Raw genomic sequence first — 7,191 nt, 5'->3', positions numbered from 1 at the left:
GACCGGCGTCATCCACGCCGCGGGCGCCCTCGACGACGCGATGCTCCCCGCGCAGTCCCCGGAGCGGCTGGCGCGGGTGTGGGGAGCCAAGGCCACGGCCGCGGCCAACCTCCACGCCGCCACCGCGCACCTTCCACTGGCGATGTTCGTGATGTTCTCCTCGGCCGCCGGGGTCATGGGCAGCCCCGGGCAGGCCAACTACGCGGCGGCCAACGCCTTCTGCGACGCCCTCGCGTGCCACCGCCAGAACCTCGGCCTGCCCGGCGTTTCTGTGGCGTGGGGGCTGTGGGCCGAAGCCAGCGGGATGACCGGCCATCTGGCCGAGGCGGACCTGGCCAGGATGGCCCGGTCCGGAATCGCCGCGATGTCCAGCGACCGGGCGCTGCGTCTGCTGGACGCCGCCTGCTGGCACGGCGATCCTCAGCCGGCGGCCGTCGACCTCGATGTGCGCGCCCTGTCCGCACAGCCCGCCGACGCTCTCCCGGCCCTGCTGCGCGCCCTCACCGCCGACGCCCGCGGGGCCACCGCACGGCGAACCGCCGCCACCGGCGCTCCCGCCGCGAGGTTGGTCGGTCGGCTGACCGGACTGCCGCCGGACGAACAACACCGCGAACTGCTCAACCTGGTACGCACCCAGGCGGCCGCGGTGCTGGGGCACACCAATGCCGGGGCGGTGGACAGCGACACCCCGTTCAAGGATCTGGGGTTCGATTCGCTGACCGCCGTCGAGCTGCGCAACCGGCTCGCCGCGGCCACCGGGCTGCGCCTGCCCGCCACGTTCATCTTCCGGCATCCGACGTCCTCGGCCATCGCCGAGGACCTGCGGGAACAGCTGTGCCCCGCGGCCGCGGACACCTCCGGCCCCGTCTTCGGCGAGCTGGAGAAGCTGGAGGGGGCGATGGCCCGGTTCGTCCCCGACGACCAGGCCCGCGGCAGGCTGGCGAAGCGCCTGGAGGCGCTGCTGTGGCGGCTCGGCGACGGCGCCCCCGGGGCCGCCGTCGGCCACACCGTGGACGACGGGGCCGTGGAAGCCGCGTCGGATGACGAACTGTTCGCGTTCATCGACCGGGAACTGCCTTCTTGATCACGAGTAGCGTGAGTGAGGACTGATGTCGGGTACGGAAGAGAAGCTCCGCCAATACCTGAAGCGGGTCACGGTGGATCTGGGGCAGGCCCGTCAGCGCGTACGGGACCTGGAGGAGCGGTCCCAGGAACCGGTGGCCGTGGTGAGCATGGCCTGCCGCTACCCCGGCGGGGTGGGCTCGCCCGAGGAGTTATGGGAGCTGGTGTCCTCGGGCGGGGACGGAATCGAGGAGTTCCCCACCGACCGCGGCTGGGATCTGGAGGACTTGTACCACCCGGATCCCGACCACCCCGGCACCAGCTATGTCCGGCACGGTGGATTCCTGCGCGAGGCCGACCGCTTCGATGCCGAGTTCTTCGGCATCAGCCCGCGCGAGGCGCTGGCGATGGATCCGCAGCAGCGGCTGCTGCTCGAAGTGTCCTGGGAACTGCTGGAACGGGCGGGCATCGACCCCGCGTCGCTGAAGGGCAGCCCGACCGGTGTGTACGCCGGGGTGTCCAGCCAGGACTATATGACCCGGATGCCCCGCGTCCCCGAGGGCTTCGAGGGGTACGCCACCACCGGCAGCCTCACCAGCGTGGTGTCCGGCCGGGTGGCGTACACCTTCGGGCTGGAAGGTCCGGCCGTGACGGTGGACACCGCGTGTTCGTCGTCCCTGGTGGCGATGCACCTGGCCTGCCAGGCGCTGCGCCAGGGGGAATGCGAACTGGCGCTCGCGGGCGGGGTCACCGCGCTCACGACCCCGACCGCGTTCGCCGAGTTCTCCCGGCAGCGCGGGCTGGCTCCGGACGGGCGCTGCAAATCCTTCGCCGCGGCCGCCGACGGCACCGGCTTCTCCGAGGGCGTCGGGCTGGTGCTCCTGGAGCGGCTGTCGGACGCACGCCGCCACGGCCACCGGGTGCTGGCGGTGATCCGGGGCTCGGCCGTCAACCAGGACGGCGCCAGCAACGGTCTGACCGCGCCCAATGACGTGGCGCAGGAGCGAGTGATCCGGCATGCGCTGACCAACGCCCGGCTCGCCGCCGACCAGGTGGACGCGGTGGAGGCACACGGCACGGGGACGTCCCTCGGCGACCCGATCGAGGCGCACGCGCTGCTGGCCACGTACGGCCGGGGCCGGCCCGACGACCGGCCGCTGTGGCTGGGCTCCCTCAAGTCGAACATCGGCCACGCCCAGGCCGCGGCGGGCGTCGCAGGAGTCATCAAGATGGTGATGGCGCTCCGGAAGGAGACCCTGCCGGTCACGCTGCACATCGACGAGCCGACGCCGCACGTGGACTGGGAGGGCGGGGGCGTACGGCTGCTGACCGCACCCGTGGCATGGCCGACGGGCGACCGGCCGCGCCGCGCGGGAGTGTCCTCCTTCGGCATCAGCGGCACCAACGCCCATCTGATCCTGGAGCAGGCGCCCGAGCCGCCCGAGAGCGCAGAGCCACCTGAGAGCGCAGAACCGTCCGAGGCCGCCGACACCACTGCGGAGAACGCGCCGGGGGCGACCGCCGGCGTCAGCGCGTGGGTGCTCTCCGCCCGCAGCCAACGCGCCCTGCGGGGACAGGCGGCGGCGCTGGCGGCACGGGTGGCGGAGGACCCGCGGCTGCCCGTGGCCGACGTGGGCTGGTCGCTCGTCACCACGCGGTCGCTGTTCGACCACCGCGCCGTGGTCCTCGGCGAGGACCGGGGCGCGCTGCTGGCGGCCGTCGAGGCGCTGGCCGCCGGGGAAGCGCACCCGGGCGTCGTCCACCCCGGTGTCGCCGCGGTGGCGGGCGAGCCGGGGCCGGTGCTGGTGTTTCCGGGCCAGGGCTCGCAGTGGGCGGGGATGGGGGCCGGGCTGCTCGACGCCTCGCCGGTGTTCGCGGCGCGCGTGGCGGAGTGTGAGCGGGCGCTGTCGCCGTACGTGGACTGGTCGCTCACCGACGTCCTGCGCGGCGCGGAGGGCGCGGCCGAGATGAGCCGGGTGGACGTGGTGCAGCCCGTGCTCTGGGCCGTGATGGTCTCCCTGGCGGCGGTGTGGGCCGGACACGGGGTCACGCCCGCCGCGGTCGTCGGCCACAGCCAGGGGGAGATCGCGGCGGCCGTGGTGGCGGGGGCGCTGTCCCTGGAGGACGGCGCCAAGGTCGTGGCGCTGCGCAGCCGGGCGCTGCGCAGGCTGGCGGGCGGCGGGGCGATGGCGTCCCTCGGCCTGGGCCGGGAGCAGGCGGGCAAGCTGCTGGCCGGGCTCGGCGACCGGGCCGCCGAGGTCGGGGTGGCCGCCGTCAACGGGCCTTCCTCCACCGTCATTTCGGGACCTCCGGCACAGGTGGCCGACACGGTGGCCGCCTGCCGGGAAGCCGGCGGGCGGGCGCGCCTGATCGACGTGGACTACGCCTCGCACGGCCCGCAGATCGACGAGATCACCGGGGAACTGACCGAGGCTCTGGCCGGAATCCGGCCGAGCGCGTCGAAGGTGGCGTTCTACTCCACGGTCACCGGCGGACGGATCGACACCGCCACCCTGGACAGCGGCTACTGGGTGACGAACCTGCGGGAGCCCGTACGGTTCGCCGACGCCGTCGAAGCGCTGCTGACCGACGGCCACCGGGCGTTCATCGAGACCAGCACCCACCCCGTGCTGACCGTCGGCATGCAGGAGACGTTCGAGCACACCGCCGTCGAGGCCGTCACGGTGCCCACGCTGCGCCGCGACCACGGGGGCACGGCGCAGCTGATGCACTCCCTCGCCCAGGCGTTCACCGCCGGGATCGGCGTCGACTGGACCACCCTCCACCCGACAGGACCGGCGGCCCCGCGCGCCGTCGACCTGCCCACGTACGCCTTCCAGCGGGAGCGGTACTGGCTGCCCGACTCGGTGCCGTCCGGCGTGGCGCCGAGGACGGACGAGGACGAGGAGCGGTTCTGGGCCGCGGTCGACGGTGAGGATCTGCGGGCGCTCTCCGACACGCTGCGGCTCCCCGACGGCCATGGCGCGCGGTCCTCGTGGGACACGGTGCTGCCGGTGCTCTCCGCATGGCGGCGCGAGCGGCGGGAGCGGTCCGCCGTGGACTCCTGGCGCTACCGGATCCAGTGGCAGCCCCTCACCGACAACACACCGGAGGACGGCGCGCCCACCTGGCTCGTCGTCCGCCCGGCCGACGGTGCGCACGACTGGGTGAACGCCTGCGTCCAGGCGCTCGGCGCCGGCGGCGGCCACGTGGACGAGCTGACCGTCGCCGAGGACACCGACCGGACGCGGCTCACGGAGCTGCTGCACGATCGGTACGCCGATGCGGAGCCACCGGCCGGCGTCCTGTCCCTGCTGGCGCTCGGCACGTCCGCACACGCCCGGCCCCACGGCGTGGCCACCGGTCTGACCGGCACGCTCACCCTGCTCCAGGCGCTGCTGGACGGAGGCATCACGGCACCCCTGTGGTGCGCCACCCGCGGGGCGGTGTCCGTCGGCGACACCGACCCCGTGGCCGTGCCGTCACAGGCCCAGCTCTGGGGGCTCGGCCGGGTCGCCGCGCTCGAACACCCCACCCTGTGGGGCGGCTTGCTCGACCTCCCCGCCAGTCCCGACGCGGTCGACCCGGACCGGCTGCGGGCCGTGCTCACCGGGGTGTCCGGCGAGGACCAGGTGGCGCTGCGCGCCTCGGGGGCGTACGGGCGACGGCTGGCCCCCGCCCCGGTCGGCGGCGGCGCGCCCCCGCGGACCTGGGCGCCGCACGGCACCGTGCTCATCACCGGCGACACCACCGGCCCGGCGGCCCGCATCGCCCGGTGGGCGGCCGACAACGGCGCGAAGCACGTCGTACTGCTGGGCCATCAGGACGGAGACGGAAACGCCGCGCTGAAGGCCGAGCTGGACGCGCTCGGCGCCGAGCTGACGGTCGCGGACTGCGCGCCCGGCGACCGGGCGGGTGTGCTCCGTACCGTCGAACGGCTGGCGTCGGAGGGCGGACGGATCGGGACGGTCGTCCACACCGCGACCTCCGGTGCGCTGGCACCGCTGACGGAGCTGACCCCCGAGCGGCTGGGCGATGAGATTTCCGCTCAACTCGCCTGCCCCGAAGAGGACGTTGAGGCGGCGTGCGGTCTCGGGCCCGAGGACACCGTCATCTACTGCTCCACCGTCGCGACGGCATGGGGCAGCAAGGACCACGGCTCGTACGCCGCCGCAACCGCCCACCTCGACGCGCTCGCGCAACGCCGACGGGCCGAGGGCCGGGCCGCGGTCTCGATCGCCTGGGGGCTCTGGGACCTGTCGGACGGCGGCGATACGTCGCAGCAACTGGCCCCGCACACCGAGCGTTCCCGGCGCCAGGGCCTGTCGCCCCTGGATCCACGGTGGGCGCTGAACGCCCTGCGGCAGGTGCTCGACCACGACGATCCGCAGCTGACGATCGCCGATGTCGCCTGGGAACGCTTCGTGCCGCTGTTCACCCTCGCCCGGACGAGCAGGCTGTTCGACACGGTGCCGGAAGCCCGCCACGCCCTCGAGGCCGCCCAGGAGCCCGCGGAAGGGGACACCGGGTCGGACGGCGCCGCGGCGCTGCGCGAGGAGCTGGCTGCGCTGGACGAGGCCGAGCGGACCGCATGGCTGCTCGCCCTGGTACGCGGCCATGTGGCCGCCGTACTGCACTATCCGGCGCCGGAGGCGGTCGACCCGGGCAAGCCGTTCAAGGAGCTGGGTTTCGACTCGATCGCGGCGGTGGAGCTCAGGAACCGGCTACGAGCCGCCACCGGGCTGAGCCTGCCGACGACGGTGGTCTTCGACTATCCGACACCGGAAGCCCTCGCGGGCTGTCTGCTGGCCCAGCTGGCTCCGGAGGAGTCCGCCACCGCCCATCCGGGGCTCGGACACCTCGACGCGCTGGAGGCGGCGCTGGCAGGACTGACGGCCGACGACCCGAGGCGCACCGGGCTGGTGAACCGTCTCCAGGGCCTCCTGTGGAAGTACACGGCCACCGAGGACGAGGACGGGGCGCCGGCGGACGGGCAGGATCTCGCCGCCGCCACCGCCGACGAGGTGTTCGCCCTCATCGACCGCGAGCTGGGTACCTGAGCGGCCAGGCCCCGTTCGCCAAGGCCCCCGCTTCGCCAAGAACCCCCCGTACGGGACGCCGTACGGGGGGTTCGTCGTGTGCCGGTCATCGAAGGGCACGGGCCTGCCGGACGGTACGGGCCAGGTCGAGCAGATCCTCCGCCACCCGCCGGGGGTGCTGGGCGTGCAGATCGTGCTCCGAGTCCAGGTATTCGCGCATGGCCGCACCGCGCAGCGTGGCCGTGGTGGCCTCGATGCGGGAGCGGATGCGGTCCGCCCACTGCGGGTCCGCGCCCTTGGGGATGGCGGGCATCAGCAGGGTGGGCACCGAGATGGCCGGGTACCAGGGGCTCGGCGGCTCGTCCCAGATGCTGCGCAGCATCGAGGTGTGTTGTTCGAGGGTCATACGCCGGGACAGCGAACCGTCCGGGTTCTCCCGCATGGTGGCCACGGCCGCCTCGATCGCCGCCGGCGACCAGTCGGGGTGAATGTCCCGGAAGTAGTCGCTCACGCTCTGCACGGTGGCGCCGTCCAGCGCGGGCGGGCGCAGCGCGCCCGCGAACGCCTCCCACGAGGGGAAGGCCTTGGCGGGTTCGAGCCAGCCGCCGTCGACCAGGGCCAGCCCCGCCACCAGTTCGGGATGCTCGGCGGTCAGCCGCACCGATACGTTGCCGCCGTACGAGTGCCCGGCCAGCACCACCTCGGACAGCCCGAGGGCGGCGCAGGCCGCCACCAGGTCCGCGACGGCGGTCGGTGTGTCGTACCCCGTCTCCGGGGTGTCGGACTCGCCGTGGCCGCGCAGATCGGCCGCGTACACGGGATGGCCCGCGGCGGCCAGGTGGTCGGCGACCTCGTCCCACATCCGGGCGTTCGAGGCCATGCCATGGACCAGGAGGAAGACGGGGGATGCGGTTCCAGGCCGGTGTCGGAAATGCAATTTCACATCGTCGGTTACGGGCACGGAAAGATCCATAGAGGAATTCTAGCCCGATATGCGCGGGTGCTTCGATAACTGCGGCGGTCAAGTGGCGCCGCATTAGCGGCACTTAAGGATGCGAAGGAATGCAGACGCCGGGCGGGAGGGGGTGAG

3 protein-coding genes are annotated in these 7,191 nt (G+C 73.7%); 2 read left to right on the top strand and 1 reads right to left on the bottom strand.

What is annotated here, in order from left to right; translation table 11 throughout:
* Together EEJ42_RS36445 and EEJ42_RS36440 are read left to right on the top strand one after the other, a co-directional pair.
* Positions 1 to 1,084, top strand: a 1,084-nt coding sequence (locus EEJ42_RS36445) for a KR domain-containing protein (protein WP_123106477.1), incomplete at its 5' end; no start/stop codon positions are given.
* 25 nt (positions 1,085 to 1,109) lie between these two features.
* Positions 1,110 to 6,122 carry a type I polyketide synthase gene (locus EEJ42_RS36440; RefSeq protein WP_123106476.1) on the top strand — a complete coding sequence of 1,671 codons (5,013 nt, stop codon included), beginning with the start codon at positions 1,110 to 1,112 and terminating at the stop codon, positions 6,120 to 6,122.
* Positions 6,123 to 6,207: 85 nt separating this feature from the next.
* On the opposite strand, the gene EEJ42_RS36435 is transcribed toward EEJ42_RS36440, so the two are convergent.
* Positions 6,208 to 7,074, bottom strand: coding sequence for an alpha/beta fold hydrolase (locus EEJ42_RS36435; RefSeq protein ID WP_123106475.1), 867 nt, complete (start codon positions 7,072 to 7,074; stop codon positions 6,208 to 6,210).
* Positions 7,075 to 7,191 lie beyond the last annotated feature (117 nt).

It is taken from the genome of Streptomyces botrytidirepellens (assembly GCF_003721215.1).
GTDB lineage: Bacteria > Actinomycetota > Actinomycetes > Streptomycetales > Streptomycetaceae > Streptomyces > Streptomyces himastatinicus.
This window is presented reverse-complemented; position numbering and strand designations above follow the sequence as displayed.

Coding starts and splice junctions, on each gene's coding strand:
- EEJ42_RS36435 (WP_123106475.1), bottom strand. CDS start 7,074: ATGGATCTTTCCGTGCCCGTAACCGACGATGTGAAATTGCATTTCCGA.
- EEJ42_RS36440 (WP_123106476.1), top strand. CDS start 1,110: ATGTCGGGTACGGAAGAGAAGCTCCGCCAATACCTGAAGCGGGTCACG.